The sequence below is a fragment of the Pseudomonas sp. S2_F07 genome (assembly GCF_054668325.1).
This window is the reverse complement of record NZ_CP162758.1, coordinates 3196638-3223151: the sequence shown is the minus strand read 5'-3', so window position 1 is coordinate 3223151 and position 26514 is coordinate 3196638. Positions and strand designations below refer to the sequence as shown.

The following is a 26514-nucleotide window of genomic DNA, read 5'->3' as shown; positions in this document are numbered from 1 at the left end:
TGAGAAGCAGAACCGCCCTTGTTTGGGCGGTTTTTGCGTTATTTCAGCCGGTTTTCTCAGAATATCTTCGCTTTTATTGCGTCTTGCGAGTGACGATACCGGCATGTTGGTTCAAACTACAACTTTCAAGCAGGGAGATGTAGGGCGATGCAGGGCCACCCAGATGTAATCGATTACCTCAACACGTTGCTGACCGGCGAACTGGCCGCGCGTGATCAATATTTCGTCCACTCGCGGATGTATGAGGACTGGGGTTTCACCAAGCTCTACGAACGAATCAACCACGAGATGGAAGAGGAAGCAGGGCACGCTGATGCCCTGATGCGCCGGATTCTGATGCTCGAGGGCACGCCGCGGATGCGTCCGGACGATCTCGATGTCGGCACCACAGTCACCGAGATGCTCGAAGCGGATTTGCGCCTGGAATACAAAGTGCGGGCAGCGCTGTGCAAGGGCATTAAGCTCTGCGAGCAACACAAGGACTATGTCAGCCGCGAAATGCTGCGGGTTCAATTGCATGACACCGAAGAAGATCACACCTACTGGCTCGAGAAGCAGTTGGGTCTGATCAAGTTGATCGGTCTTGAGAACTACCTGCAATCCCACACCTGATTGCTGCGAATACAAAAAAGCCCCTGTCACTGATGAAGTGACAGGGGCTTTTTCATGGGGCCCGGTTAAGCCCTGTCGCGTTCCAGCAGCGGCTTGAGGTAGTAACCGGTGTGGGATTGCTTCATCTCTGACACCTCCTCCGGCGTGCCGACGGCAATGATCTGTCCGCCCTTGGAACCGCCCTCCGGACCCAGGTCCACCAGCCAGTCGGCGGTCTTGATCACGTCCAGGTTGTGTTCGATCACCACCACTGTATTGCCGTGGTCGCGCAGGCGGTGCAAAACGTCCAGCAGTTGCTGGATATCCGCGAAGTGCAGCCCGGTAGTGGGTTCGTCGAGGATGTACAGGGTCTTGCCGGTATCGCGCTTGGACAGTTCGCGGGACAGCTTCACCCGCTGGGCTTCACCGCCGGAAAGCGTGGTCGCCGATTGCCCCAGCTTGATGTACGACAGTCCGACGTCCATCAAGGTTTGCAGCTTGCGCGCCAGGGCCGGTACGGCATCGAAGAACACCCGTGCTTCCTCGATGGTCATCTCGAGGGTCTCGTGGATGCTCTTGCCCTTGTACTTGATCTCCAGGGTCTCGCGGTTGTAACGCTTGCTCTTGCACACGTCACAGGGCACGTAGATGTCCGGCAGGAAGTGCATTTCCACCTTGATCAGGCCATCGCCCTGACAAGCCTCGCATCGCCCGCCTTTCACGTTGAAGGAGAAACGCCCCGGCCCGTAGCCCCGGGAGCGGGACTCCGGTACGCCGGCGAACAACTCGCGGATCGGTGTGAACAACCCGGTGTAGGTCGCCGGGTTGGAGCGCGGTGTACGGCCGATCGGGCTCTGGTCGATGTCGACGACCTTGTCCAGGTGTTCCAGACCCTTGATGCTGTCGTGAGCGGCAGCTTCAAGCGTCGTCGCGCCGTTCAGCGCCGTGGCGCTCAATGGAAACAGCGTGTTGTTGATCAGCGTCGACTTGCCCGAGCCGGACACGCCGGTCACGCAGGTCAACAAACCGATTGGAATCTCCAGGTCGACATTGCGCAAGTTGTTGCCGCGAGCGCCCTTGAGCGACAGCGACAGCTTCTTGTTGCGCGGCGTGCGGTTGGCCGGGACTTCGATCTTCACCCGGCCCGACAGATATTTGCCGGTCAGGGAGTCAGGGTGAGCCATGACTTCGGCCGGTGTGCCTTCGGCGACGATGTGCCCGCCGTGCACGCCTGCGCCCGGTCCGATGTCCACCACGTAATCGGCCAGACGGATCGCGTCTTCGTCGTGCTCGACCACGATCACCGTGTTGCCGATATCGCGCAGGTGCTTGAGGGTGCCGAGCAACCGGTCGTTATCGCGCTGGTGCAGACCAATCGAAGGTTCGTCGAGGATGTACAGCACGCCGACCAGGCCAGCGCCAATCTGGCTGGCCAGACGAATACGCTGGGCCTCGCCACCGGACAGGGTGTCCGCGCTGCGATCCAGCGACAGGTAGTCGAGGCCGACGTTGACCAGGAATTGCAGGCGCTCGCGAATTTCCTTGAGGATCTTGTCGGCGATTTCGCCACGTCGGCCGGTGAGCTTGAGCCCGCCAAAATAATCGGACGCATCGCCGATTGGCAGGTTGGTCACCGCCGGCAGGGTTTTCTCGCCAACCCACACGTGCCGCGCTTCACGCCGCAGACGGGTGCCACGGCAATCCGGGCACGACTGGGTGCTGAGGAACTTGGCCAGTTCTTCGCGCACCGATGCCGATTCGGTTTCGCGGTAACGGCGTTCCAGGTTCGGCACGATGCCTTCGAACGGGTGCGAGCGTTTGACGATATCGCCACGGTCGTTCAGGTATTTGAAATCGACGTTTTGCGAGCCGCTGCCGTGCAGGATGAATTTCTGCTGATCGGCGGGCAGTTCGTTGAACGGAACTTCCAGGCTGAATTTGTAGTGCGAGGCCAGCGAGCCGAGCATCTGGAAGTAATAGACGTTACGCCTGTCCCAGCCACGAATCGCCCCTTCGGCCAGGGTCAGTTCGCCATTGACCAGGCGCTTGATATCGAAGAACTGCTTCACCCCCAAACCATCGCAGGTCGGGCAAGCGCCGGCCGGGTTGTTGAAGGAGAACAGCTTGGGTTCCAGTTCGCTGATCGCGTGGCCGCAGATCGGGCAGGCGAAGCGTGCGGAGAAGATCATCTCTTCACCCGGCTCGTCGTCCATCGGCGCCACCAGGGCGATACCGTCCGCCAGTTTCAGCGCGGTCTCGAAGGATTCGGCCAGGCGCTGTTGCAGGTCGGCGCGAACCTTGAAGCGGTCGACCACGACATCGATGGTGTGTTTTTTCTGCTTGTCGAGCTTGGGCGCTTCGTCCAGTTCATAGAGCTTGCCGTTGATTCGGGCGCGGACGAAGCCCTGCGCGCGCAGCTCTTCGAAAACCGACAGGTGCTCGCCTTTGCGCTCGCGGATGACCGGCGCCAACAGCATCAGCTTGCTGCCCTCCGGTTCGGCGAGGACCAGGTCGACCATCTGGCTGACGGTCTGCGCTTCCAGCGGGATGTCGTGATCCGGGCAGCGGGGAATACCCACGCGTGCATAAAGCAGACGCAGGTAGTCGTAGATTTCGGTGATGGTGCCGACCGTCGAACGCGGGTTATGCGAGGTCGACTTCTGTTCGATGGAAATCGCCGGCGACAGGCCTTCGATGGTGTCGACGTCGGGCTTTTCCATCATCGACAGGAACTGCCGGGCATAGGCCGACAGCGATTCGACGTAGCGACGCTGACCTTCGGCGTACAGGGTGTCGAAAGCCAGGGACGACTTGCCGGAGCCGGACAGGCCGGTGATGACGATCAGCTTGTCCCGCGGCAGGGTCAGGTCGATGTTCTTCAGGTTGTGGGTTCGAGCCCCACGAATCAGGATCTTGTCCAAGGTGGCCTCGCTCGGCGGGCGTCGAAAACGTAGGAGTATACGGCCAAATACTGGATGGATGCACACTATCAAACGAGTGGGCTACTGTCTTACATGAAGAGTGTGTCAGCAATGCGCGTCAAAGCGTCGCGATATACCCTGCCAATCGATGGGACTGGTAGAATCGCCGCCGGTTCACATGAGGTTTTTCCATGCACGATCCCCACAGCGAGCGCATGAGTGGCAGCGAGACCCGCGCGGCAAGCGGTCTGGCCCTGGTGTTCGCCTTCCGTATGCTTGGCATGTTCATGGTGTTGCCGGTACTGGCGACCTATGGGATGGATCTGGCTGGCGCCACGCCGGCGCTGATCGGTCTGGCGATTGGCGCCTATGGCCTGACCCAGGCAGTGTTCCAGATTCCTTTCGGTTTCATTTCCGACCGCATCGGTCGCCGCCCGGTGATTTACCTGGGCCTGATCGTGTTTGCCCTCGGCAGTCTGCTGGCAGCCAATGCCGACTCGATCTGGGGCGTGATTGCCGGCCGGATCCTGCAGGGCGCCGGGGCGATTTCCGCGGCGGTCATGGCCTTGCTGTCCGACCTGACCCGCGAGCAGCACCGGACCAAGGCCATGGCCATGATCGGCATGACCATCGGCCTGTCGTTTGCGGTGGCCATGGTGGTCGGCCCGCTGCTGACCCGCGCCTTCGGGTTGTCCGGGCTGTTCCTTGCCACGGGCGGTATGGCGCTGTTCGGCATCGTGATCGTGATGTTCATGGTGCCGCGCTCCACCGGCCCGTTGCAGCACCGTGAGTCCGGTGTCGCGCGCCAGGCGCTGATCCCGACCCTCAAGCATCCGGACCTGTTGCGCCTGGACCTGGGCATTTTTGTGTTGCACGCGATGCTGATGTCCAGCTTCGTCGCCTTGCCGCTGGCGCTGGTCGAGAAAGCCGGGCTGCCCAAAGAGCAGCACTGGTGGGTATACCTGACCGCGTTGCTGATTTCTTTCTTCGCCATGATCCCGTTCATTATCTACGGCGAGAAGAAACGCAAAATGAAACGAGTTTTACTCGGCGCCGTCGTGACGCTGATGCTCACTGAGCTATTCTTCTGGCAGTTCGGCGACAGCTTGCGGACTCTGGTGATCGGTACGGTGGTGTTCTTCACCGCGTTCAATCTGCTGGAAGCTTCGTTGCCGTCGCTGATCAGCAAGGTTTCACCGGCTGGCGGCAAGGGCACGGCGATGGGGGTTTACTCCACCAGCCAGTTCCTCGGCTCGGCACTGGGGGGAATCCTCGGTGGCTGGCTGTTCCAGCATGGCGGTCTGTCGGTTGTGTTCCTCGGATGCGCCGCTCTCGCTGCCCTCTGGCTGGCCTTTGCTGTTACCATGCGCGAACCTCCCTACGTCACGAGCCTGCGCTTGCCGTTGTCGCCCGAGGCGATCCGCGAAGCGGGTCTGGTCGAGCGCCTGAAGGCGGTCGTAGGGGTAACAGATGCAGTCATCGTCGCGGAAGAGGCGGCGATTTACATCAAACTGGACACCGAACTATTGGATCGCACCACCCTTGAGCGCCTGGTGAACAACCCGGCCGGGGCAGCGTGCGTAGCCTAGGAGAACGTTATGGCCCGTGGGGTTAACAAAGTCATATTGGTCGGCACTTGCGGCCAGGATCCCGAAGTTCGCTACTTGCCTAACGGTAACGCCGTGACCAACCTGAGTCTGGCGACCAGCGAACAGTGGACCGACAAGCAAACCGGTCAGAAAGTCGAAAAGACCGAATGGCACCGTGTGTCGATGTTCGGCAAGGTTGCAGAAATCGCTGGCGAATACCTGCGTAAAGGTTCGCAGGTCTACATCGAAGGCAAGCTGCAGACCCGCGAGTGGGAAAAAGACGGTATCAAGCGTTACACCACCGAAATCGTGGTCGACATGCAAGGCACCATGCAACTGCTGGGCGGCCGTCCACAGGGCGACCAGCAAGGCCAGGGCGGCGGTAACAACTACCAGCAATCCGCTCCGCGCCAGCAGGCTCCGCGTCCACAGCAGTCGGCACCGCAACAGTCGCGCCCGGCTCCACAGCAGGCGGCTCCTCAGCCGGCTCCGGATTTCGACAGCTTTGATGACGATATTCCGTTCTAGCCTGGCTGCAAGCCTCAAGCTACAAGCGGCAAGCTGAAACACAAAACCCGCACTTCACTTCGAAGTGCGGGTTTTTTATGGGCGGTAAAATTTGGTTGCAGACTCAGGCCGCTAGGAACTCGTTGGTCGACACCACGCTGGCATAAGCAAACGCCAGGGCTGCCATGAACGCCGCATGAACCTGCACCGCCGCAACCGTCACGCCATTGAACTCCAGGTCACGGGTGGCGCAGGCGTCGTGGATCACGGTGACCGTATAGCCAAAATCCGCCGCCGCACGGGTGATGCCGTCGACGCACATGTGGCTCATGCTGCCCACGACCACCAGTTCCTTGATGCCCTGCTCGTCGAGGATCGATTTCAATTCGGTTTCGCGGAATGAGTTGACGAAGTGCTTGAGTACCACCGGTTCGTCGGCGCGGTTGAGCACTTTCGGATGCAGCTTGGCGCCTTCGGAGTTCGGAGTGAAAAACGGCGCCTCTTCGGAGGTGAATTCGTGGCGGATGTGCACCACCGAATCCCCCGCGTCGCGGAAGGCCTTGATCAGGCGGACGGCGTTGTCGGCGGCGGCGTCGGCACCGACCAGCGGCCACTTGCCTTGGGGGAAGTAGTCGTTCTGGATATCGACTACGATGAGCGCTTGCTTGGCCATGACTGTTTCCTCGAAGTGTGTGTTGGTGTGGAATGAAGTATTGGCTGTGGCAGGCAATCCGAGGATTGGCCGCACCGACAATAGAAGGGGGAAAACTGACAATGGACGCAGAAAGGGCAATCGCCGAACTCGGTGTGCTGATCTATCCCGGCGCGCAGATGGCGGCGGTGCACGGCTTGACGGACTTGTTCGGGGTGGCGAACCGGATCGCCGCCGAGCATCAGGCTGCGCAGTTACCGCTGTTGCGGGTCAGCCATTGGCAGGTCGAGGGTGATCAGCCGCCGGTTCGGGTATTCGATAGTCATTCCGGCCCGGGGCGCGCCCTGGTGGCCGTGTTGATTCCGCCGTCGATCGGCGGTTTTTCCGAGGGCCAGGCGCCACAGGGATTGATCCGCTGGTTGCGTGAGCAACATGCCAGCGGTGCGACACTGGGCGGGGTTTGCGTGGGTTCTATCCTGTTGGCCGAAAGCGGTCTGCTTGACGGTCGCAGCGCCACTACCCACTGGACCTCGGCCAAAGCCTTCGCCGAGCGTTATCCGGCGATCAGACTCAAGGCCGATACGCCGATTGTCGATGACGGCGACCTGATTACCACCGCCGGGCTGATGGCCTGGTCCGAACTGGGTCTGCGCCTGGTCAATCGACTGCTGGGGCCGAGCATCGCCACCAACACCGCACGTTTTCTGGTGGTGGAACACAGCGACAGCGCCAGTGAGTGCGGCAGCAACTTTGCGCCGATCCTCAGTCATGGCGATGCGGCGATCCTCAAGGTGCAACACTGGCTGCAAAGCACCGGGGCGACCGATGTGTCGCTGGCGGCGATGGCCGAAAAGGCAGGGCTGGAAGAACGTACCTTCCTGCGCCGCTTCCGCGCGGCCAGCGGGCTCAAACCCACCGAATACTGCCAGCATCTGCGGGTCGGCAAGGCCCGGGAAATGCTTGAGTTCACCAACGGCACTATCGATCACATCGCCTGGACCGTGGGGTATCAGGACCCCGGGGCATTTCGTGCGACGTTCAGGAAAATCACCGGGTTGGCGCCGAGTGATTATCGGACGCGGTTTGGGGTGACGCCGGGGGCCGCGGCGCGGTAGGCCGTTCACAACAAATCCCCCTGTGGGAGCGGGCTTGCTCCGGGCGGCGTTCCGACGAATGCGGACTTTCAGTCAACATTTGCGGTGAATGACACTCTGCTTTCGCGAGCAAGCCCGCTCCCACATGTGTTCTGTGCCAGTCTGGAATCGTGCAAAATGCCGGAGTATCAAAGGGCGTCGTGCAGAATAAAACAGGCCTAATGCCATCGCTGTCTGTGCAACTGGCTGATTTTAAACCACTTTTCCCTCGACGGGCCTTGGCCTGATCTCTGCACCCCTTCAGCTACATTCATCAAGCGTCGATTGAAGGGGGATGCATGACCCCAGCAAACTCCAGGAGACTGGTGGTCGCCCATTCGGTGCTCGCCGATGCACCGCAGCACGAAGTTGAAACCAACCGTGCGCTGGCCCGCTGGCTGGCTCAGATACTGGGGCTCAAGTATGGCGGCAGCTACGACCCGCAACTGCATGTCGGGCGGGACCTCTACCTGTTGCCGACCCAGACCCTGGTGGGCGCTGCGATTGCCCGGCAACTGGGGGTCAAGGGGCCGGAGGATTTGTGGGGTGGTTATGTCGACCACGACTTCATTTGCACCAAGGCCATCAGCCACGGATTGCTCAACCGCCACGCCCATGCGCCGCCAGGCTGGGCTCCGTTGTTTTCCGAGCGGGTGCGCAGCGTGGTGCTCGACGGTCTCAGTGTGTTCTCTCTGAAGGATGCGCGTCCGGCGGCAGAGCATTTGCTGTACACCGGGCCGATCCGCCTGAAACCGATTCATGCCTGTGCCGGACGTGGTCAGGAAGTGATCAAAAGCCTCGACGAGTTCGATGAGCTGCTTGCCCAGCCGGAGGCTGAGGCGATGTTCACCGAAGGCGTGGTACTCGAACAGGACCTGGACCAGGTGATCACCCACAGCGTCGGCCAGAGTCGTATCGGCGGCCACGTACTCAGTTACTGCGGTGATCAATATTTGACCGAGGACGCTCAGGGGGAACAGGTGTATGGCGGGTCCAACCTGCTGGTGGTGCCAGGCGGCTATGACGCATTACTGGAACTGGATCTTCCGGAAGACGTGCGCCTGGCGATCCATCAGGCACAGGTGTTCGACAGCGCGGCGGATGAAGCCTATCCCGGTTTCTATGCCTCGCGGCGCAACTACGACATCGCCCAGGGCGTCGGCAGCGACGGCCGGCCACGCAGCGGTGTGCTGGAACAGTCCTGGCGCATGGGCGGTGCCAGCAGCGCCGAGGTGGCGGCCTTGCAGAGTTTCGTCAACGATCCGGGGATATGCGCGATTCGTGTGTCTTCGGTGGAAACCTACATCGACCAGCCGCTACCGGCGGACGCCATCGAGGTGTACCGCGGGCCGGCGCAGGCCAGTGACTTTCTCCTCAAGTACGTGACGGTTGAATCCTATGACGGCTAGAAGCGAATCCATTCAGATCGACATCGACGACGAACAGATGAGCGGGACCTTCCTGAGTCCCAAATCGAAAGTTCCCGGTGTGCTCTTCGTGCACGGTTGGGGCGGCAGCCAGGAGCGGGACCTGGAGCGCGCCAAAGGCATCGCCGGCTTGGGATGCGTGTGCCTGACATTCGATTTGCGCGGGCACACCAATGGCACCGGTATCCCATTGACACGGGTGACCCGGGAAGACAATTTGCGCGACCTGCTGGCGGCCTATGACCGCTTGCTCGCGCACCCGGCTCTCGATACCTCGGCGATTGCCGTGGTCGGCACCAGTTACGGGGGGTATCTGGCCTCGATCCTGACCTCGCTCAGGCCGGTTCGCTGGCTGGCGTTGCGGGTGCCGGCGCTGTATCGCGACGAGCAATGGCACGCGCCGAAACGCGATCTGGACAAGCTGGACCTGCGTGATTACCGAAGCACCCTGGTGCGTGCCGACAGCAATCGCGCCTTGCATGCCTGCTCGCAATTCACCGGGGATGTCCTGCTGGTGCAGTCCGAGACCGACGACTATGTGCCCCATTCGACGATCATGAGTTACCGCGCGGCGTGCCAGCAGACTCACTCGCTGACCCATCGCATCATCGATGGTGCCGATCACGCGCTGAGCGACCCGGTTTCGCAGCAGGCCTACACCTCGATCCTTGTCGGCTGGATTACCGAGATGGTGGTGGGGGAGCGGTTGAGCATTATTCAATCCCGGTGATTTGCGGTGTGCTCGCGAAGGCGTCTTCACAACCAGCACAAAATCACTTGGGTTTTTTCTCTATCCGCAGCGCCTTGGCCTTGGCTTCCACCAGCAAATACATCACCAGGGTAATCAACAGCGGCAGGATGAAATAAATCGCCCGATAGGCCAGCAGTCCCGCCACCAGGCTGCCCCGCGAAGCCTCGTGTTGCAGCAGGGCCACAAACACGGCTTCCAGCACGCCGAGCCCGGCCGGGATGTGAGTGATGACCCCGGCGATGGCGCTGATCAACAGCACGCCCAACACCAGTGGATAGTCCAGTTTGCTCGGCAGCAAGGTGAAAATCACCGCCGCCATCAGCGACCAGTTCAGGGCACCGAGGGCCAGTTGCAGCACCGCCATGCGCAAGGATGGCAGGTCGATTTCGATGCCGCGAATCGCCCACTCCCGACGCCTGGCAAACCGGCACGCCGCCAGGTACCCGGCGCTCAGCAGCAACAACAAGACCCCCACGCCTTGCAGCGTGCTACTGCTGAGCTTCCAGCCCGGAGGCATGCGTACCAGCCCGCTGCTGAACACGGCACCGGCAATTACCATGTACCCAAACCAGTTGGTCGCCAGGCTCAGGCCGAGGATTTTCGCGATGTTGCTCTTGCTGACCCCGAGCCGCGAATACAACCGGTAACGCATGGCGATGCCGCCGACCCAGGCGCTGAGGTTCAGGTTGAAGGCGTAGCTGATGATTCCCACCGGCAGGATTTGCTTCCAGGTCAGGTTCTGGCGGATGTAAGTGCGGCCGATCAGGTCGAAGCAGGCGTACACCAGAAAACTCACCAGGGTCAGCCCCGACGCAATGATCAGTGTGCGCACCTTGAAGTCCGCCAGGTTATCGAACACTTCGTTCCATTCCAGGCGCTGGGCGAGCATCGTGAACAGCACGATCAGCATCAGGAAGAACAGCATCGTCAGCGGTCGTTTCCAGCGGCTCCAGTGCGACTTGCCCGGGCTTTTGGCGTGAGTTGCCGTGTGGGGATCAGCGCGGTTCATGGTCAGCGCTCTCGGTCGGAGGGGGGAAGGGTTTCAGGCGAGGTTTATGCGCCGGCAACCAACCGGCCCATGCCGGGAAATGTCGCAGGAAGTGAAACACCAGAAAACCGATGGTCATGTGCCAGACACGCCCGCGTGGCGCGATGTCGTGAGACATGACCTTGCAGTGGTTGTCGCTGAGGTCTTCCAGGCGATCGAACAGAACTCGATTGAAGCCACGGTCGCGGATCAGCACGTTGGCTTCCAGATTCATCGACAGGCTCAACGGGTCGAGATTGCTCGAGCCAACGGTGCTCCAGTCCTCATCCACCAGTGCGACCTTGCCGTGCAGTGGGCGGTCGCAATATTCGTAGATCTTCACCCCGGACTTGAGCAAGTAATCGTAGGTCATGCGCGCCGCGAGCTTGGCCACCCGCATGTCTGGCTGTCCCTGCAGGATCAACCGCACATCCACCCCTCGGCGTGCCGCGTTGCGGATCTCGCGCAGCAAGCGGAAACCGGGAAAGAAGTAGGCGTTGGCGATCACCACCCGGCGCTGCGCCTGGCGCAACACCTGGCGGTAAACCTCCTCGATGTCGGTCTGGTGTTCCCCGTTGTCGCGGTACACCAGCCGCACCTGGCCATCGTGATCACTGAAGGCCAGTTCCGAACGCCGCTGCCGACGGCGCTGCCACCAGTATTTGGCGTGTGCCGGGCGACCGCATTGCAGCAGGGCAAAGTGATGGATGTCGGCAACGGCCGGACCCTGAACCTCTACGGAATAATCCTGTTTGGCCTCGGGGCCGAAATCGGCCAGATGATCGGCGGAAAAGTTGATCCCGCCGACGAACGCGACGGTGCCATCGACCACCACAATCTTGCGGTGCAGGCGCCGGAACCAGTTGGTGCGGATGCCCAGGCGTTTCGGTGCCGGATCGAACATTTGCAGGTGCACGCCGGCGGCTGTCAGGGCGGTGAGGAACCCGGTACTCAGTTCGCCGCAGCCAAAGCCGTCGAGGCTGACGGTGGTGCGCACGCCCCGTTGAGCAGCTTCGATCAGGATTTGTTGCAGCTCATTGCCCACCTTGTCCTCGAACAGAATGAAGGTTTCCAGCAAGATTTCACTTTGCGCCCGGCGCAGGGCTTCAAACACCCGGGGAAAATACGCCTCACCGTTTTCCAGCAACTCGACACGATTGCTGCCTTGCCAGCCGTATTCGACATCGACCGCTGTCGGCTCGCGGGTCGGCGGAGCGGGGATGTGTTCCAGCGTGGTTTTTTCCATCGACTGGCTGCTCATAGCTCGATCTCCACCGACAGCGGGACGTGGTCGGAAAGGTGCGACCAGGGCCGGGAGGTCAGCACTCGCGGATGGCTGGCCTTGAGGTTGCGCACGTAGATTCGGTCCAGGCGCAATGCCGGCAAGCGCGCGGGGAAACTGCGTGCCGGTTTGCCATGGTGCGCGGCGAAGACTTCACGCAAACCACTGGGTTTTAGCAACGCATCGGCGCGCTGGCGCCAATCGTTGAAGTCACCGGCGACAATCACCGGGGCGTCGCCGGGCAGTGCGTCCAGGCGTTGGGCGAGCAGCTTCAGTTGTGCGGTGCGATGGGTTTCGAGCAACCCCAGGTGTACGCAAATGGCATGCACCTCCTGGCCATCGCCGGGCAGGCGCAACACGCAATGCAGGAGCCCGCGGTTCTCGTGGCCGCTGATGGATACATCGAGGTTGTCGTGGCGGATGATCTGGAACTTCGACAACAGCGCATTGCCGTGATCGCCCGCCGGATACACCGCATTGCGGCCATAGGCGAACTGTGGCCACAGGCTGTCGGCGAGGAATTCGTATTGCGGCATCGCCGGCCAGTTGGTGTAGCGCCTGGGATGCTGTTCGTGGGTGCCGTGGACTTCCTGCAAAAACACCACATCGGCAGACACACTGCGCACCGCTTCACGCAGTTCCGGCAGGATGAAACGGCGATTGAGCGCGGTGAAACCTTTGTGGGTGTTGACCGTCAGCACTGTGAAGCTGCGCACTGTCGTATTGATGGGTGTCTGCTCGTCCGTGACGCCGACCGGCTCGGGAATGTTCATGGCAACACGCCCTCGGTGGCAGGCTCACCGGGGACGGTGGCGAGGTTTTTGTCGAGGTGCAGGCGTTGCAGCAAATGGCGTGCATCAAAGGGGGCGCGGATTTTGATGTCGTTATCGAAATAGCAGAATACCTCCCGGGATTTGCACGCCTTTGGTTTCTGCCGGGGCGCGATCAGTTGTGCATCATCCGGTTGCCGGCCGTGATGCCAGGCTTCGATTCGTTCGCCCCAGTGTTTTAGTGCCTGCGGGGTGTAGCCGCTGGCATAGAGTGTTTCGGCGCCATGCAGGCGCAGGTAGACGAAATCGCTGGTGATGTCTTCGCGGTACGGCCATTTACCTGCCGTGTCGGCGATGACCAGGGCCGTGTTGTAGCGCTTGAGCAAGCGGACGAACAGCGGATCGATAAAACTGTCGTGACGGATCTCTACGGCATGGCGCAAGGGCTGTTTTTTGTGAGCCTTCAGACTCGCATGGCCGGTGACGTGGGAGTCGTGCTGGCGGGCGAGGGCGGCGGCCTGTTCGGTATTGTGGGGCAATTGGTCGAGGAAGTTTTCGAACAACTCGGCATCGAATTTGAAACTGGGGGGAAACTGCCAGAGGACAGGGCCGAGCTTTTCTTTTAATTCCAGCACTCCGGACGCAAAGAAATTGGCCAGCGGTCTGTGGATGTCCCGCAGCCGCTTGATATGGGTAATGAAGCGCGGGGCCTTGACGCTGAAAACGAAGTCGAGCGGGGTTTCGCCGTACCACTGGGCATAACGTTCGGGCCGCTGCAGCGCGTAGAACGATCCATTGATTTCGATGCTGTTGACCGCCCGCGAGGCGAATTGCAATTCGCGCTTGTGGGTCAGGCCACTGGGGTAGAAATCTCCCCGCCAGGGCGTGTAGCGCCAGCCTGAAATACCGATATGAATCGTCGCCATGTCGCCTCCGGTCTGACAGCGCCTGTCTTGAGATGACTACGAGGCTGCGGCGAAAGTTTCGATGGCGCTACGGACGGTAAATTTTCTACAGAGCACCACTTGTGGGCGATATATTCCGGCACGTAGCTGCCGATGAGGGCGATTACACCCGGAGCCAAAACGGCAAGGACGGTTTCACACCAGTCCAAATGCTGGCCGATGAATGTCCCCAGCGGCACGCCGGTGACCAACGCCGGCCAGGCTGGTGAACATGCTCGCAATCGTGCTGGCGGCTTTTTCCTTCGGCACTAGACTGGTGGCGATAGTCGAGTTGATCGAGAAAAACACCCCGTGGGCAGCGCAGCGTCTGGATTTGGCTCGTTCAGAAAAATACAGGGAAGGACATTTGATATTTGCCTCGGGCGCAAAGATCGCGAGCGCGGGTGTTAGTCTGTGGCGAGGGATCTATATCCGAACTTGTCCGGCATTTCTCGATCAGTTCCCTACCGACACAGCCAAAGGAGCGGGTGTTTTGATCAGGCTCAAGACCGCGATACTGCTCGGAGCGTTGCTGTTTGTGGGCAGCGAGCAACTGGAAGCCGCCGCGATACCGGGGCTGCCCGCCACCGCGACCGCCGCGACGCCGCCGGCCCACCCCGAGCCGCTGGTGCAAGGCGGGTTACTGGGGGCCATCAGTTCAAGCATCGACGAGGTCCAGACCAAACTCGATCTCAATGAAAATCTCGTCGACGTCTGGCGCCTGCGTGCCGACCTCGCAGTCGATGAAGTGGATCAGTTAGTCAATCAGCCTTCGGCCCGTTCGCCCTGGAGCGTGGCTGGCGATTTCCTGCTGCTGACCTGCGTGTGGGCGGTGGTGTTTGCCTGTCTTTGGCTGCTTGGGCGGATGGCCGTCAGGCGCCTGTGCGAGCATCGTCTGCTGCTCAGTCGTGAGCGGGGCCAGGCGTTGCTCGGCTACGTGCTGCCCTACACCCTTGCGGCGGTGATCAGTCTGCCGTTGACGATTTATGCCAGTCAGTTCTTGTCGATATCGGCGGGACGGGCGCTGGCGCTGTGTCTGGCTTATGCCGCCAGCGCGGGGATATTTGCCGCGTCATTGGTGCTGTCGCTGGTGGTGGTGTTCAATGTCGGGCACAAGCGGCGGGCGGTGCAGATCATCCGCGAGAAGAGTCCCCGCCCCTTGTTCGTCATCGGCTTTCTGGTTGCATTGAGCGATGCCCTGACCAGCCCGCAGATCGCCCATCAACTGGGCAGCAACCTCACCAGCAGCATCGCCGTGTTCACCGGGTTGGCAGCATCGATGTCCTTCGGCTTACTGGTGATCCGCATGCGCCGACCGGTCGCCCAGGTGATCCGCATCCTGCCGCTGGCCCAGCGCCTCAGGCAGCCGGCGCTGCGTGAAACCCTGCGGATATTTTCCGGGCTCTGGTATTGGCCGATTCTGTTGATGGTACTGGTTTCGATCATCAACCTGATCGGTGCCGGGGCCGACAACCAGAGAGTGCTGCGCAGCGCCTTGTTCACCACGGTGTTGCTGATTGCCACGGTGTTCCTCAGCACCACGCTGCACCATTTGTTCAAGGCCCGCAGCGAGACGGAGCTGCGCCGCAGCAGCGCCTACAAGGAACGCTTTCTCAATCTGTCCCACGCCTTGCTGCGCATCGGCATGGCCATCGTGTTCATCGATATCCTCGGACGGATCTGGGGCGTGTCGCTGTTCGAATTCGCAGTGACCAATGCCGTGGGCCGGGCGATCAGCGATTCCCTGAGCCACATCGGTTTGATCCTCCTGGTGACCTGGATGGTCTGGGTGTTGCTCGACACGGCCATTCAGGAAGCCCTGAAACCACCCACCAACAAGCGCTCGGCGCGCCAGCCGAGTACGCGGGTGAAAACCATCCTGCCGCTGCTGCGCAACGCGATCAAAATCATCCTGGTGGTGATTTGCGCGATCACCACCATGGCCAACCTGGGAATCAACGTCGCGCCATTCCTGGCCGGTGCCGGGGTCATCGGCCTGGCGATCGGTTTCGGTTCCCAGCAACTGGTGCAGGATGTGATTACCGGGTTGTTCATCATCATCGAAGACACCTTGTCCATTGGTGACTGGGTGGTGCTCGATTCCGGCCACGCAGGCACCGTCGAAGGCCTGACCATTCGCACCTTGCGCCTGCGCGACGGCAAGGGATTCGTGCACTCGGTGCCGTTCGGGCAGATCAAGGCCGTGACCAACCAATCGCGGCAATTCGCCTATGCGTTTTTCTCGGTGCAGTTCACTTACGACACCGATGTCGACAAGGCCATCGAACTGATCCGCGAGGCCGGGCACTCCATCAGCAACGACCCGTTCCTGCGCTACAACCTGCAAGGATCGCTGGATGTGTTTGGCGTCGACAAGATGGACCTCAACGGTGTGGTGCTGACCGCGCAATTCCGCACGGTGTCCGGTGGTCAATACGCGGTGAGCCGGGCCTTCAACCAGCGGTTGAAAAAGCTTGTGGATAACTGCCCGTGGGTGAACTTCGCGCAGACTTATCCACAGCAGGCGCTGGTGCCGCGGCATCCGGTCGAAGCGCCGCCGGAGATCGAACCAGAGCATGCTGCTGTGTTGATGCCGGATCGGCCGCGTTCTCAGTAAGTCGCCCGGGAGGTTTATGGCGGCTGTAATGGCCCCATCGCGAGCAAGCTCGCTCCCACAGGGTTTTGTGGTGGCACATCAATCTGTGCCCTTGCCCAGATCAACTGTGGGAGCGGGCTTGCTCGCGAAGGCGCCAGACCAGACAACTTCAATGCCGAATCAGTTTGTTGCGCACCTCGGCACCACCGAGCTGATCCAACTCCCCCCAGAACTGCTGCTTGCCGGCAATCTCGGCAGCCACCGGCAACCCGTCCCGATACACCAGCCGATTGCTCGCCAGCGCTGGGACTTTCATGCCGGGCAATAGCGTGCCGGCGAGGTTCAGCGGATCGACCCCGCACACCGCGACCAGGCTGCCGTCATGGGGCCGACGCCGCACCTCTCGCAACAAGGGGATCGCCTCGGGCAGGGCGAATTGCTCGCCCGCCAGGCCACTGACAAACCGCCCGCCGCGAATCTCGCCGCGTGCCTCCAACCGATGGAAGGTACGCAGCAGTTCCCGCCAGCTCGGCAACCAGTCCGCCTCGCGTTCCAGCAAGCGCCAGAGCACCACGCCGTAGCGGCGCAGCAAGGTCATGGCGATGTGTTCAAGGGTTTCGGCAGACATCCGCAGGTTTTGCACCATCGGCCCGGTAGGTGCGCGTCGCAACAGGGCCCAGCGTCCGGCGTCGTCCATGCCACCGATGAATGCTCCGCGTCCACGCCGACTGTTGCGCGGCTGGCGCTTGCTGGCCGGGGTAATCAGGGCGCGCAATCCGGCGAAGCTGTCGGCGTTCACCAGCCCCGCGCCCACCAGTTCCTGCAGGGCGATTTCCAGCTCTGAACGCAGCAGGTGGGCCTCATGGATCAGCTCATCGAAAAACAGCGCGCCATGCTGGCTGAGGGCGGCGTGGACCTTTTGCGTTTTCGGCGACAGTTCGCTGACCGGCGTCTGTTCGGTCAAGCTGCTCCAGAGGCCGACCTGGTTGCGCGGCAGCAACACGATCGGCGTGCTGCGCAGGGCGGTGCTGGCGCTTTTGTTGTGCGCAGTCAGGCGTGTCCATACCAGTCTGCCGCTGCGGCACAACTCATCCAGCCAGGTCGCCGAGTAGTCCTTGATTCGCGCTGGCAGGATATCGCTGTCCCAGGCTGAAGCAGCGGCGGGGTAGCCTTCGAATTGCGCAATAACGGCCGGCAAAACCGCCGCGCCCTGGCCCTGGCTTGCGCTCGATACATGCTGCCAGTCGAACAGGAATCGCATGAAATCCTGCAATGCCACCGGCTCGATTTCCCGGCGCAGGCGCTTGACCGTATAGCGGTGAATCCGCGCCAGCAAATGCCGCTCGCACCATTCTTCCTGGGCGGTGCCCGGGGTGAATCGGCCGCGCAGCACGTAACCTTCGCGTTCCAGTTGCGCCAGGGCCTGGTTGACCTGCGCAGCGGGCAAACCGAGCGGTTCGGCAATGCGCTCGAGAGCCAGCGGCCCGAAGGCGCTGAGCCGTGCACGGATCAGTTCGAGGATGGCGTCGTCGGGTTCCCAGGCCTCCTCGAAGTCCGGCAGCGCTTGCAGCGATGGCGTCAATTCGGCCTGTGGATAAATCGCCCGCAGGCAGGTCAGGCGTTCCAGTGCCAGCCACAGCGATTGCCCGGCGTTGATCTGCAAACGGCTCGCGCGCCCGCTGTCGGCCAGGGTTGTGAGCCAGTCTAGCCACTGCGGATTGGCGCTGGCCTCGGCATTGGTGATGCACGCCAGGCTCATCAAGGCCTCATGCATTTCATCGACACCGGAGGGCGTCGGCCAGGCTTCGTCGCGCACGGCGGCAATCGCCTCGGCGTCCAGCGCACCAAGATCATCGGTGGATTGCGGGTCGCTCCAGCGGCGGTTGAGTACGGCTTGAGTGCGGCGTTCTTCCAGTGGTGCATCGTCGAGAAAGGTATAGGGCCGGGCGCTGAGAATCTCCGCCGCCAGCGGCGAGGGTGCCGGCAAGTCGCGGCTGATCAGGCGAATGTCGCCGCGCTCCATGCGTCGAAGCAAAGCCAGCCAGCCTTCGGTGTCCATGGCGTCGTGCAGGCAATCGTCGAGGGTCTGTTCCACCAACGGATGGTCGGGAATCTCCCGTTCGCCAGCGAGGTTTTCCACGCAGGCGATCTGATCGGGAAACACGCTGGCGATCAGGTCTTCGCTTTTCATCCGCTGGATCTGCGGCGGGACCTTGCGCCCGCCGCTGTAGCGCGGTAGCGCCAGGGCCACGCCGGCATTCCAGCGCCAGCGCACGCCGAACAGCGGCGCGTCGAGCACGGCTTGAATCAGGATGTGTTCGGCACTGTTGCTGTGCAGGTAGCGCCAGACGTCATCCAGTTCAAAACTGTGGCCGGTGGACAACGACAGCACGATGGCGTCTTCGCTGGCGGCTGCCTGCAACTCGAAGTTGAAGGTGCGACAGAAGCGCTTGCGCAAGGCCAGGCCCCAGGCGCGGTTGATGCGGCTGCCGAACGGCGTGTGAATGACCAGTTGGGTGCCGCCGGACTCGTCGAAAAAGCGTTCCATCAGCAGCGTGTCCTGGGATGGCAGGGCACTCAGCGCTTGCCGTGCGCGAGCCAGGTAGTCCACCAGTTGTTCGGCGCTGGCAAGGTTCAGGCCCAGGGTCTCGGTCAGCCAGTCGAGTGCTGGTTGCAAGTTGCCTGGCGCAGCCCCCAGCAGGTCGTCGAGTTGTGCCTGCAAGCGCGCCACCGCCGCGGACAATTCGGCGCTGCGCCCCGGTGCTTCACCGAGCCAGAACGGAATGGTCGGCGGCAGGCCCCGGGCATCCTCGACCCGGACTTTGCCGGTTTCCACCCGCAGGATCCGATAGGACGTGTTGCCCAACTGGAAGATATCCCCGGCAATGCTTTCCACTGCGAAGTCTTCGTTGATGGTGCCGATGTTCAGCCCTTGAGGCTCCAGCAGCACGCTGTAGTCGGCGTTGTCCGGAATGGTCCCGCCACTGGTCACCGCCGTCAGTTTTGCGCCCCGGCGCCCGCGCAGGGTGCGGCTCACGGCGTCGCGATGCAGATAGGCGCTACGGATGCCCTGACGGCCGTTGTAGCCCTCGGCGAGCATGTGCAGCAGTGCCTGATAGTGTTTGTCGTCGAGTGCGGCGTAGGGCGAGGCGCGGCGCAGCATGTGCAGCAGCGCTTGCTCCGGCCATTCCTGACAACTGACCTCGGCGATGATCTGCTGCGCCAGCACGTCCAGCGGCGCTCGCGGGATCAGTAAGGTATCGAGTTCGCCCCGACGCACGCAGTCGAGCAGCGCGGCACATTCGATCAGGTCGTCGCGGGTGGTGGCGAACAAACGGCCCTTGGGCGTGCCGCCGACCTGGTGCCCGGAACGGCCGACCCGTTGCAGAAACCCGGCAATCGAACGCGGCGAGGCGATCTGGCACACCAGGTCGACGTCGCCGATGTCTATCCCCAGTTCCAGCGATGCCGTGGCAATCAGCACTTGCAGGTCGCCGCGCTTGAGTCGCTGCTCGGCGTCCAGGCGAAACTCCTTGGCCAGGCTGCCGTGATGGGCGGCCACGGCATCCTTGCCCAGGCGCTCGCTCAGGTGCCGGCTCAGGCGCTCGGCGAGGCGCCGGGTGTTGACGAAAATCAGCGTGGTCCGGTGTTCCCGGGCGAGGGCGGCGAGGCGGTCGTACACCAGTTCCCAGACATCGTTGGCCATCACGGCCGATAGCGGCACGGGCGGCACTTCGATGTCCAGGTCGCGGGGGCGGGCGTGGCCGATGTCGACGATCTCGCACGGACGATCGCCACCGACAAGGAAGCGCGAAACGGCTTCGATGGGCTTTTGCGTGGCCGACAGACCGATGCGCAGCAGCGGCTCCGGGCAGAGTGCTTGCAGGCGTTCAAGGCTCAGTGCCAGGTGGCTGCCGCGTTTGCTGGCGGCCATGGCGTGGATCTCGTCGACGATCACCGTGCGTGCCGTGCCGAGCATCTGCCGGCCGGAATCGGAGCCGAGCAGCACATACAGGGATTCCGGCGTGGTCACCAGAATGTGCGGCGCCGTTTTGCGCATCGCCGAACGGTCTTTTTGCGGTGTATCGCCGGTGCGCACGGCAGTGCTGATCTGCAGTTGCGGCAGGCCCATCACGCCCAATTGCTCGGTAATGCCGGCCAGCGGGTTTTGCAGGTTGATCTGGATGTCGTTGGACAGCGCCTTGAGGGGCGAGACGTAGACCACCAGGGTGGCGTCGGGCAAGCCTTCGGGGTTTTCCAGGCCGCGGTGTACCAGGTCGTCGATGACGGCGAGAAAGGCGGTAAGGGTCTTGCCGGAACCGGTGGGCGCGGCGACCAGGGTCGAGCGGCGCTGGCGGATCAACGGCCACGCCCGGGCCTGGGCGGCGGTGACGGCCGGGAACGTATGGTTGAACCAGGCGCTGACGGCAGGGTGAAAGCCGCTCAGGGCACTGTCTGCGGGGATGGGCAGGTTCATGCAGCAATTTATGCGGGTGGGGACGGGAAGTTGCAAGTACCGCTCAAGACCTTCGCTGGTCTTCAGGGCCTCATCGCGAGCAAGCTCGCTCCCACAGGGGGGCGGTTTACACAAAACCATTGTGGGAGCGAGCTTGCTCGCGATGAGGCCAGTGGCGGCAACGCAAAAGTCGGACATCTACACTTTACGGGTGACGGTTGCGCACTAAACCCGCAAAATGCAACGATTCCGGCAATTATCAACGACATCGCCTGGGGCGGTGTCGATAAAGCCATCGTTTCAATCAGACTGGGCCTGCTGACTCTATGCGAATGCGCCTTATGTTACTGGGCGGCGGAAATGCCCTTGGGCAGGCGCTGATTCGCCTTGGTGCGGAGGAAGACATCGGATTCCTCGCCCCCCGCCCGCCCGAAGACGGCTGGGATGCCGCGAGCCTGACACAACTGCTCGACGACACCCGTCCCGATGCATTGATCAACCTTGCCTACTACTTCGACTGGTTTCAGGCCGAGGCAGTGAGCGAATCGCGCCTGGCCGGCCAGGAGCGCGCTATCGAGCGTCTGGCGGAACTGTGCCAGCACCACAACATCGTTCTGCTGCAACCCTCCAGCTATCGCGTGTTCGACGGCTCCCGCGCCACGGCCTACAGCGAAAAAGACGAACCGGTACCCCTGGGTCTGCGGGGTCAGGCATTGTGGCGGATCGAGCAAAGTGTGCGCGCTACCTGCCCCCAGCACGTGCTGCTGCGTTTCGGCTGGCTGCTGGACGATAGCCCGGACGGCGCCCTTGGCCGCTTCCTCGCCCGTGCCGAGCAACCCGAAGAGCTGCTGATGGCCGACGACCGACGGGGCAATCCGACGCCGGTCGACGATGCCGCCCGCGTGATCATTTCAGTGCTCAAGCAACTCGATTGCGCCGCGCCGCTGTGGGGCACCTACCACTACGCCGGGCATGAGGCGACCACGCCGCTGGCGCTGGGGCAGGCGATCCTGACCGAAGCCCGCAGCCTGCATCCGCTGGCTATCGAAGCCCCGACCGCCCAGGCCCACGCCGCGCGTCCGGATGCCGCCGAAGAACCGCAACACGCGGTACTGGCCTGCAAAAAAATTCTGCACACCTTTGGAATCAAACCGCGCGCCTGGCGTGCGGCGCTTCCCGGTCTACTGGACAGGTTTTATCGCCATGGCTGACGGCCCCGTTTTGATCACCGGTGGTGCCGGTTTCATTGGTTCTCACCTGACTGACGCGCTGCTTGCCAAGGGCCACTCGGTGCGGATTCTCGATGACCTGTCCACGGGCAAACGCAGCAATCTGCCGCTGGACAATCCCGGGGTCGAACTGATCGTTGGCGACGTGGCCGATGCAGCTTTGGTTGCCCGGACGATGGCCGGTTGCAGCGCCGTGGCGCACCTGGCGGCCGTGGCTTCGGTGCAGGCCTCGGTAGACGATCCGGTGCGCACGCACCAGAGCAACTTCATCGGCACGCTGAACGTCTGCGAAGCCATGCGCCAGACCGGGGTCAAGCGTGTGCTGTTTGCTTCGAGCGCGGCGGTGTATGGCAACAACGGCGAAGGTGAGTCGATTGACGAAGACACGCCCAAGGCGCCGTTGACGCCTTACGCGGTGGACAAACTGGCCAGCGAGCATTACTTCGACTTCTACCGCCGCCAACATGCGCTGGAGCCGGTGATTTTCCGCTTCTTCAACATCTTCGGTCCGCGCCAGGATCCGTCCTCGCCGTACTCCGGGGTAATCAGCATATTCAGCGAGCGCGCACTGAAGGGCTTGCCGATCACGGTGTTCGGCGATGGCGAGCAGACCCGGGATTTTGTCTATGTCGAAGATCTGGTCGACTTGCTGGTGCAGGCCATCGAGAAGCCCCGGGTCGAAGACGGTGCGGTCAACGTCGGCTGGAACCAGGCGACGACCCTCAAGCAAATGCTCGAAGCGCTCGAAGCGGTGGTCGGCAAGCTGCCACCGGTGAGCTACGGCCCGGCGCGCTCCGGTGACATTCGTCATTCCCGGGCGAACAACCGGCGCCTGTTGGAACGCTTCAGTACCACTGAGCAGACCCCGATGCGCGAGGGGCTGGCGCGGTTGCTGGGGCGATAGATCGCTTCCATGCGGACATGAAAAAGGCGCCTTTTTACAGGCGCCTTTTTCATGGCCGGAATTTACGTACAACTTGTGCAACTCCTGTGGCGAGGGAGCTTGCTCCCGCTCGACTGCGCAGCAGTCGTAAATCCAGTCAATGCGGTTTGTTTGAATCACCGCTTTTGTCGGTTTTAGGGTCGCTTCGCAACCCAGCGGGAGCAAGCTCCCTCGCCACAACAGCCAGGTTCACCACCACGTGAACATTCTTCCAGCAGTGTCGCTTAGAACTTGTAACCCAGACCCACCATGTAGACGAACGGATCCACATCAACGTCTACCTTGGCCCGGGTGCCCGGTGCAATGGCGTTGTTTTCCACAGTGGCGGTGGTATCGATGTCGATGTAGCGCACCTGGGCGTTAATCATCACGTTGTCGGTCAGCATGTAGTCGGCACCGACCTGCCAGGCCAGCCCCCAGGAATTATCCGCCTTGAAGTTACTGAAACCGGCGGACTGGGCTCGGCTGCCGACATGTTCGTCGTAGATATAGGTGTAGTTGATGCCACCGCCGATGTACGGCTGGAACGCCGACTTGGGATCCAGCGGGTAATACACCAGGCTCAAGGTCGGCGGCAGCTGTTTGATGCTACCGAGCTTGCCGTTGGCGGGTGCCAGCGCGGTGCCCTTGATTTTTACATCATGTTCAAATGGGGTCGCCGCCAGCAGCTCGATGCCCAGGTGGTTGGTGAGCATGTAGGCGAAGTTCAAGCCCAGTTGCGTATCGCTGCTCAGTGTCGCCTTGCCACCCAGGTCGGCACCCGCCAGCGGGCCTTGATCAACCTTGACACTGGAGCTGTCGGCTTCCGGGTTGACGGTGATTGCACCGGCGCGAAGGAGAATGTCGCCCGCCTCGAAGGCGTGGGCGAGCGGGGCTGCAAGCGCGAGGGCAACCAGCGAAGCGCTGAGCATGGACTTGTTCATGGGGGCTCCAGAGGACGTTAAAAAGTTCGATGTCCAATGGTAAGCGGGCTAACTATTCGGTCTTTTGATGCAGCTCAATGAAAGTGGGGTGGGAGTGATTTTTGTGGTGTTTTTCATGGCCTCATCGTCGGATCGCCGCCCGGAGCAAGCTCGCTCCCACAAGGAGTTGTGGTGTGCTGAAGATTTGTGTTTCAGCACTTGACCCTGTGGGAGCGAGCTTGCTCGCGATGGCGGACAGACAGTTGACACAATACAGTCGGACTCACTCCGGCAGTTCATACAGGTAAATCTTGTCCGCCTCCATCTGATATCCGGCATCCGCCAGTTCGCTGGTGGACGCCTTGACCTGCAACGCGCCTTCGATCCAGTAAGGCTGATACAACTCGTCGAGCTTCACGCCAACCTCACTTTTGACGTGCACGATCTGGTTCGACGGCGGTGGCGGCACATGGATGCAGGCGCCGAAATACGGCACCAGCAGAAACTCCGTGGTGCGGCCTTCCTCGCTCACTTCCAGCGGCACGATGTAACCCGGCAGGCGAATGTTCTGGCCATCGAGGGTCTTGACCACCGGTGCATTGGGCAGGTCTTGCTTGGCGGCGGGCGCCGATTCGGCCGACAGAGCATTGCTCATCTGCGAAAGATCGTGCAGCGGCGTCATGTTCGGCACTTCTTTTGGCGCGTCGGGCGGGATCATCTCCGACCAGGTCAGGTCTTTTGGCTGGGCCGCCCACAGCGGCAGGGCGACCAGCATCAACAGCGCAAGTACGGCGCGGGGCATTTTCAACGTCCTCATAAACGAATCGACAGGCCATCGGCCAGGGATTGGCGATAGGCGCGCCAGGCCGGCACACTGCCCATCAGCAGCGCGGCGATCAGGATGCCACCGAGCAGCGTCCATTCATATTCGCTCGGCCAGGACAGCGGCAGGAACAGACCGTAGTTGGCTTGCACATAGCCCTGGGCCGCCGCGATGCACACATACAACAACGCCACACCGGCGATCACGCCCGACAGCGCCAGGGCAAAGGCTTCCAGAACCAACAGCGTCGCGATGTGCCAGGGGCGTGCGCCCACCGAGCGCAGGATCGCCATCTCCCGGCGGCGTTCATTGAGGCTGGTGAGAATCGCCGTTAGCATGCCGATCAACCCGGTCAGCACCACAAACAGCGAGACCACGAACAAAGCCTTTTCCGCGGTGCCCATCAGACTCCACAGCTCCTGCAACGCCACGCCCGGCAGGATCGCCAGCATCGGCTCACCACGGAACTCGTTGATTTCCCGTTGCAGGGCAAAGGTCGAAATCTTGTTGTTCAGGCCGAGCATGAACGCGGTGATCGCTTGCGGCGTGAGGTCCATGTTGCGCGCCTGGTCGGCGGTGATGCGCCCCTCGCCCCGGGCCGGCACGCCGTTATGCCAGTCGATGTGAATCGCTTCCATGCCACCGAGGCTGATGTGCAGCGTGCGGTCCACCGGTGTGCCGGTGCGTTTGAGAATGCCGACCACGGTGAACGGCTTGTCGTCGTGCTTGACCAGGCTGATCGCCGCCACGCCGTGGGCCAGCACCAGTTTGTCACCGAGTTTGTAGTGCAGTGCATCGGCCACTTCGGCGCCGAGCACCACTTCGAACGGGTCAGTGGCAAAAGCCCGGCCATCGGCCAGTTGCAGGTGTTGCTGGCGTCCGTACTGGTAATGTTCGAAGTACGCCTCAGTGGTCCCCATCACCCGATAACCACGATGGGAGTCGCCGAGGGACATCGGGATCGCCCACTTCACTTTCGGGTTGCTGGCGAAGTGTTCGAAGCTGTCCCAGCGGATGTTGTTGGTGGCGTTGCCGATACGGAACACCGAATACAGCAACAGGTTCACCGAGCCGGAGCGGGCGCCGACGATCAGGTCGGTGCCGCTGATGGTGCTGGCGAAACTGGCCTTGGCTTCGGTGCGCACGCGCTCCACAGCCAGCAACAGGCACACCGACAGGGCAATGGCGAACGCGGTGAGGATCGCGGTGAAGCGACGGTTAGCCAGGCTGGCCATGGCTAGACGAAACAGATACATCTCAGACCTCGGACGGGGTGGCGGCGCGATTGAGTTCGGCCAGCGACAGGTTGTGGTCGAACAGCGGCGCCAGGCTCTGGTCATGGCTGACGAACAACAGGCTCGACCCGGCTTCGCGGCACTCGGCGAACAGCAGGCGAATGAAGTTCTCGCGGGCGTCGTAATCGAGGGCCGAGGTCGGCTCATCGGCGATCACCAGTTCCGGTTGACCGATCAGTGCGCGGGCGGCGGCGACCCGTTGCTGCTGGCCGATGGACAGCGAGTCGGCGCGGCGACCGAGGATGTTTTCATCCTTCAAACCCAGGTGGGCGAGCAGCGTGGCGGCGGCTTTGTCGACGCTGCCGTGGCGTTGTTTCGCCCGTTCGGCGCGCAGTTTCGAGAAGTGGCAGGGCAGTTCGACGTTCTCGCGCACCGACAGAAACGGCAGCAGGTTGAACTGCTGGAAGATGTAGCCGGTGTGATCGACGCGGAAGTGGTCGCGGGCGCCGGCCGAGAGTTGCGTCAGTTCCTGGCCGAGCAGGCGGATGCTGCCGCGATCAGGCTTTTGCACGCCGCCGAGCAAGCCGAGCAGGGTGGTCTTGCCGCTGCCGCTGGGGCCTTTGAGGAACAGGGTTTCGCCGCGCTCCAGGCGAAACGCCGGGATGTCCAGCAGCGGCGGGTGACCGGGCCAACTGAAGCCCAGGTCGGACAGTTCGATGAGTGCTTGGGTCATTTA

Annotated in this window: 20 protein-coding genes and 1 pseudogene; 9 read left to right on the top strand and 12 right to left on the bottom strand. The window is 61.9% G+C overall.

The genetic code is table 11. The annotated features are described in order from the left end of the window. Nucleotides 1–147: 147 nt before the first annotated feature. Nucleotides 148–612 (top strand): bacterioferritin, encoded by a 465-nt coding sequence (gene bfr / locus AB4O40_RS14515; RefSeq protein WP_008053867.1) that lies wholly within the window; start codon nucleotides 148–150, stop codon nucleotides 610–612. A gap of 65 nt (nucleotides 613–677) precedes the next feature. On the opposite strand, the gene uvrA is transcribed toward bfr, so the two are convergent. After that, complete coding sequence (gene uvrA / locus AB4O40_RS14510; RefSeq protein ID WP_056728975.1) at nucleotides 678–3512, bottom strand: excinuclease ABC subunit UvrA; 2835 nt, start codon at nucleotides 3510–3512, stop codon at nucleotides 678–680. A 191-nt stretch (nucleotides 3513–3703) separates the two neighbouring features. Here uvrA and AB4O40_RS14505 point away from each other — a divergent pair, with 191 nt between their 5' ends. After that, nucleotides 3704–5101 carry an MFS transporter gene (locus tag AB4O40_RS14505; RefSeq protein ID WP_056728973.1) on the top strand — a complete coding sequence of 466 codons (1398 nt, stop codon included), beginning with the start codon at nucleotides 3704–3706 and terminating at the stop codon, nucleotides 5099–5101. A gap of 9 nt (nucleotides 5102–5110) precedes the next feature. Then, nucleotides 5111–5629, top strand: a complete 519-nt coding sequence (locus AB4O40_RS14500; protein WP_007984430.1) for a single-stranded DNA-binding protein — start codon at nucleotides 5111–5113, stop codon at nucleotides 5627–5629. Nucleotides 5630–5732: 103 nt separating this feature from the next. Here the strand turns inward: AB4O40_RS14500 and AB4O40_RS14495 are convergent, their stop codons facing one another. Further along, nucleotides 5733–6281 carry a cysteine hydrolase family protein gene (locus tag AB4O40_RS14495; protein WP_056728971.1) on the bottom strand — a complete coding sequence of 183 codons (549 nt, stop codon included), beginning with the start codon at nucleotides 6279–6281 and terminating at the stop codon, nucleotides 5733–5735. Between the two features lie 101 nt (nucleotides 6282–6382). Between AB4O40_RS14495 and AB4O40_RS14490 the strand changes: the two genes are divergently transcribed. The 3 genes from AB4O40_RS14490 (at nucleotide 6383) to AB4O40_RS14480 (ending at nucleotide 9550) form a co-directional block, all read left to right on the top strand. Next, complete coding sequence (locus AB4O40_RS14490) at nucleotides 6383–7375, top strand: GlxA family transcriptional regulator (RefSeq protein ID WP_056728969.1); 993 nt, start codon at nucleotides 6383–6385, stop codon at nucleotides 7373–7375. Between the two features lie 317 nt (nucleotides 7376–7692). Further along, entirely contained in the window at nucleotides 7693–8802 is a 1110-nt protein-coding gene (locus tag AB4O40_RS14485) for a DUF3182 family protein (protein ID WP_056728967.1), read from the top strand. After that, entirely contained in the window at nucleotides 8792–9550 is a 759-nt protein-coding gene (locus AB4O40_RS14480) for an alpha/beta hydrolase family protein (RefSeq protein ID WP_056728965.1), read from the top strand. The genes AB4O40_RS14485 and AB4O40_RS14480 overlap by 11 nt, the downstream gene beginning before the upstream one ends. A 43-nt stretch (nucleotides 9551–9593) precedes the next feature. On the opposite strand, the gene AB4O40_RS14475 is transcribed toward AB4O40_RS14480, so the two are convergent. The 5 genes and pseudogenes from AB4O40_RS14475 to AB4O40_RS14455 all read right to left on the bottom strand — a co-directional run. Further along, complete coding sequence (locus tag AB4O40_RS14475; RefSeq protein ID WP_056728963.1) at nucleotides 9594–10580, bottom strand: lysylphosphatidylglycerol synthase domain-containing protein; 987 nt, start codon at nucleotides 10578–10580, stop codon at nucleotides 9594–9596. Next, the gene (gene clsB, locus AB4O40_RS14470; protein ID WP_056728961.1) at nucleotides 10567–11859 is read right to left on the bottom strand and encodes a cardiolipin synthase ClsB; all 1293 of its coding nucleotides are present in this window, start codon (nucleotides 11857–11859) and stop codon (nucleotides 10567–10569) included. Before clsB ends, AB4O40_RS14475 begins: the two co-directional genes overlap by 14 nt. Beyond that, on the bottom strand, nucleotides 11856–12653 hold the full coding sequence (locus AB4O40_RS14465; RefSeq protein ID WP_056728959.1) for an endonuclease/exonuclease/phosphatase family protein: 798 nt from the start codon (nucleotides 12651–12653) through the stop codon (nucleotides 11856–11858). Before AB4O40_RS14465 ends, clsB begins: the two co-directional genes overlap by 4 nt. Next, a complete protein-coding gene (locus AB4O40_RS14460) occupies nucleotides 12650–13576 on the bottom strand; it encodes a DUF72 domain-containing protein (protein WP_056728957.1) in 927 nt (308 codons plus the stop codon). The genes AB4O40_RS14465 and AB4O40_RS14460 overlap by 4 nt, the downstream gene beginning before the upstream one ends. A gap of 101 nt (nucleotides 13577–13677) precedes the next feature. Further along, nucleotides 13678–13915, bottom strand: a pseudogene (locus tag AB4O40_RS14455) (MFS transporter); the annotation flags it as partial. Nucleotides 13916–14087: 172 nt separating this feature from the next. On the opposite strand from AB4O40_RS14455, the gene AB4O40_RS14450 reads away from it, so the two are divergent. After that, complete coding sequence (locus AB4O40_RS14450; protein WP_460054009.1) at nucleotides 14088–16211, top strand: mechanosensitive ion channel family protein; 2124 nt, start codon at nucleotides 14088–14090, stop codon at nucleotides 16209–16211. 148 nt (nucleotides 16212–16359) lie between these two features. On the opposite strand, the gene AB4O40_RS14445 is transcribed toward AB4O40_RS14450, so the two are convergent. After that, nucleotides 16360–20667 (bottom strand): DEAD/DEAH box helicase, encoded by a 4308-nt coding sequence (locus tag AB4O40_RS14445; RefSeq protein ID WP_460054012.1) that lies wholly within the window; start codon nucleotides 20665–20667, stop codon nucleotides 16360–16362. A 305-nt stretch (nucleotides 20668–20972) separates the two neighbouring features. Here AB4O40_RS14445 and AB4O40_RS14440 point away from each other — a divergent pair, with 305 nt between their 5' ends. Further along, nucleotides 20973–21857: a sugar nucleotide-binding protein gene (locus tag AB4O40_RS14440; protein ID WP_008053852.1), complete on the top strand. Its 885-nt coding sequence runs from the start codon at nucleotides 20973–20975 to the stop codon at nucleotides 21855–21857. Further along, nucleotides 21850–22779: an NAD-dependent epimerase/dehydratase family protein gene (locus AB4O40_RS14435; protein ID WP_460154719.1), complete on the top strand. Its 930-nt coding sequence runs from the start codon at nucleotides 21850–21852 to the stop codon at nucleotides 22777–22779. Before AB4O40_RS14440 ends, AB4O40_RS14435 begins: the two co-directional genes overlap by 8 nt. Before the next feature lie 263 nt (nucleotides 22780–23042). Here the strand turns inward: AB4O40_RS14435 and AB4O40_RS14430 are convergent, their stop codons facing one another. The 4 genes from AB4O40_RS14430 to AB4O40_RS14415 form a co-directional block, all read right to left on the bottom strand. Beyond that, nucleotides 23043–23741, bottom strand: a complete 699-nt coding sequence (locus AB4O40_RS14430) for an OmpW/AlkL family protein (RefSeq protein ID WP_056728947.1) — start codon at nucleotides 23739–23741, stop codon at nucleotides 23043–23045. Nucleotides 23742–24003: 262 nt separating this feature from the next. Then, complete coding sequence (locus AB4O40_RS14425) at nucleotides 24004–24522, bottom strand: DUF3299 domain-containing protein (protein ID WP_056728945.1); 519 nt, start codon at nucleotides 24520–24522, stop codon at nucleotides 24004–24006. An 11-nt stretch (nucleotides 24523–24533) separates the two neighbouring features. Next, nucleotides 24534–25799, bottom strand: a complete 1266-nt coding sequence (locus AB4O40_RS14420) for an ABC transporter permease (RefSeq protein ID WP_056728943.1) — start codon at nucleotides 25797–25799, stop codon at nucleotides 24534–24536. A gap of 1 nt (nucleotide 25800) precedes the next feature. Continuing rightward, nucleotides 25801–26511, bottom strand: coding sequence for an ABC transporter ATP-binding protein (locus tag AB4O40_RS14415; protein WP_057713120.1), 711 nt, complete (start codon nucleotides 26509–26511; stop codon nucleotides 25801–25803). Nucleotides 26512–26514: the final 3 nt, after the last annotated feature.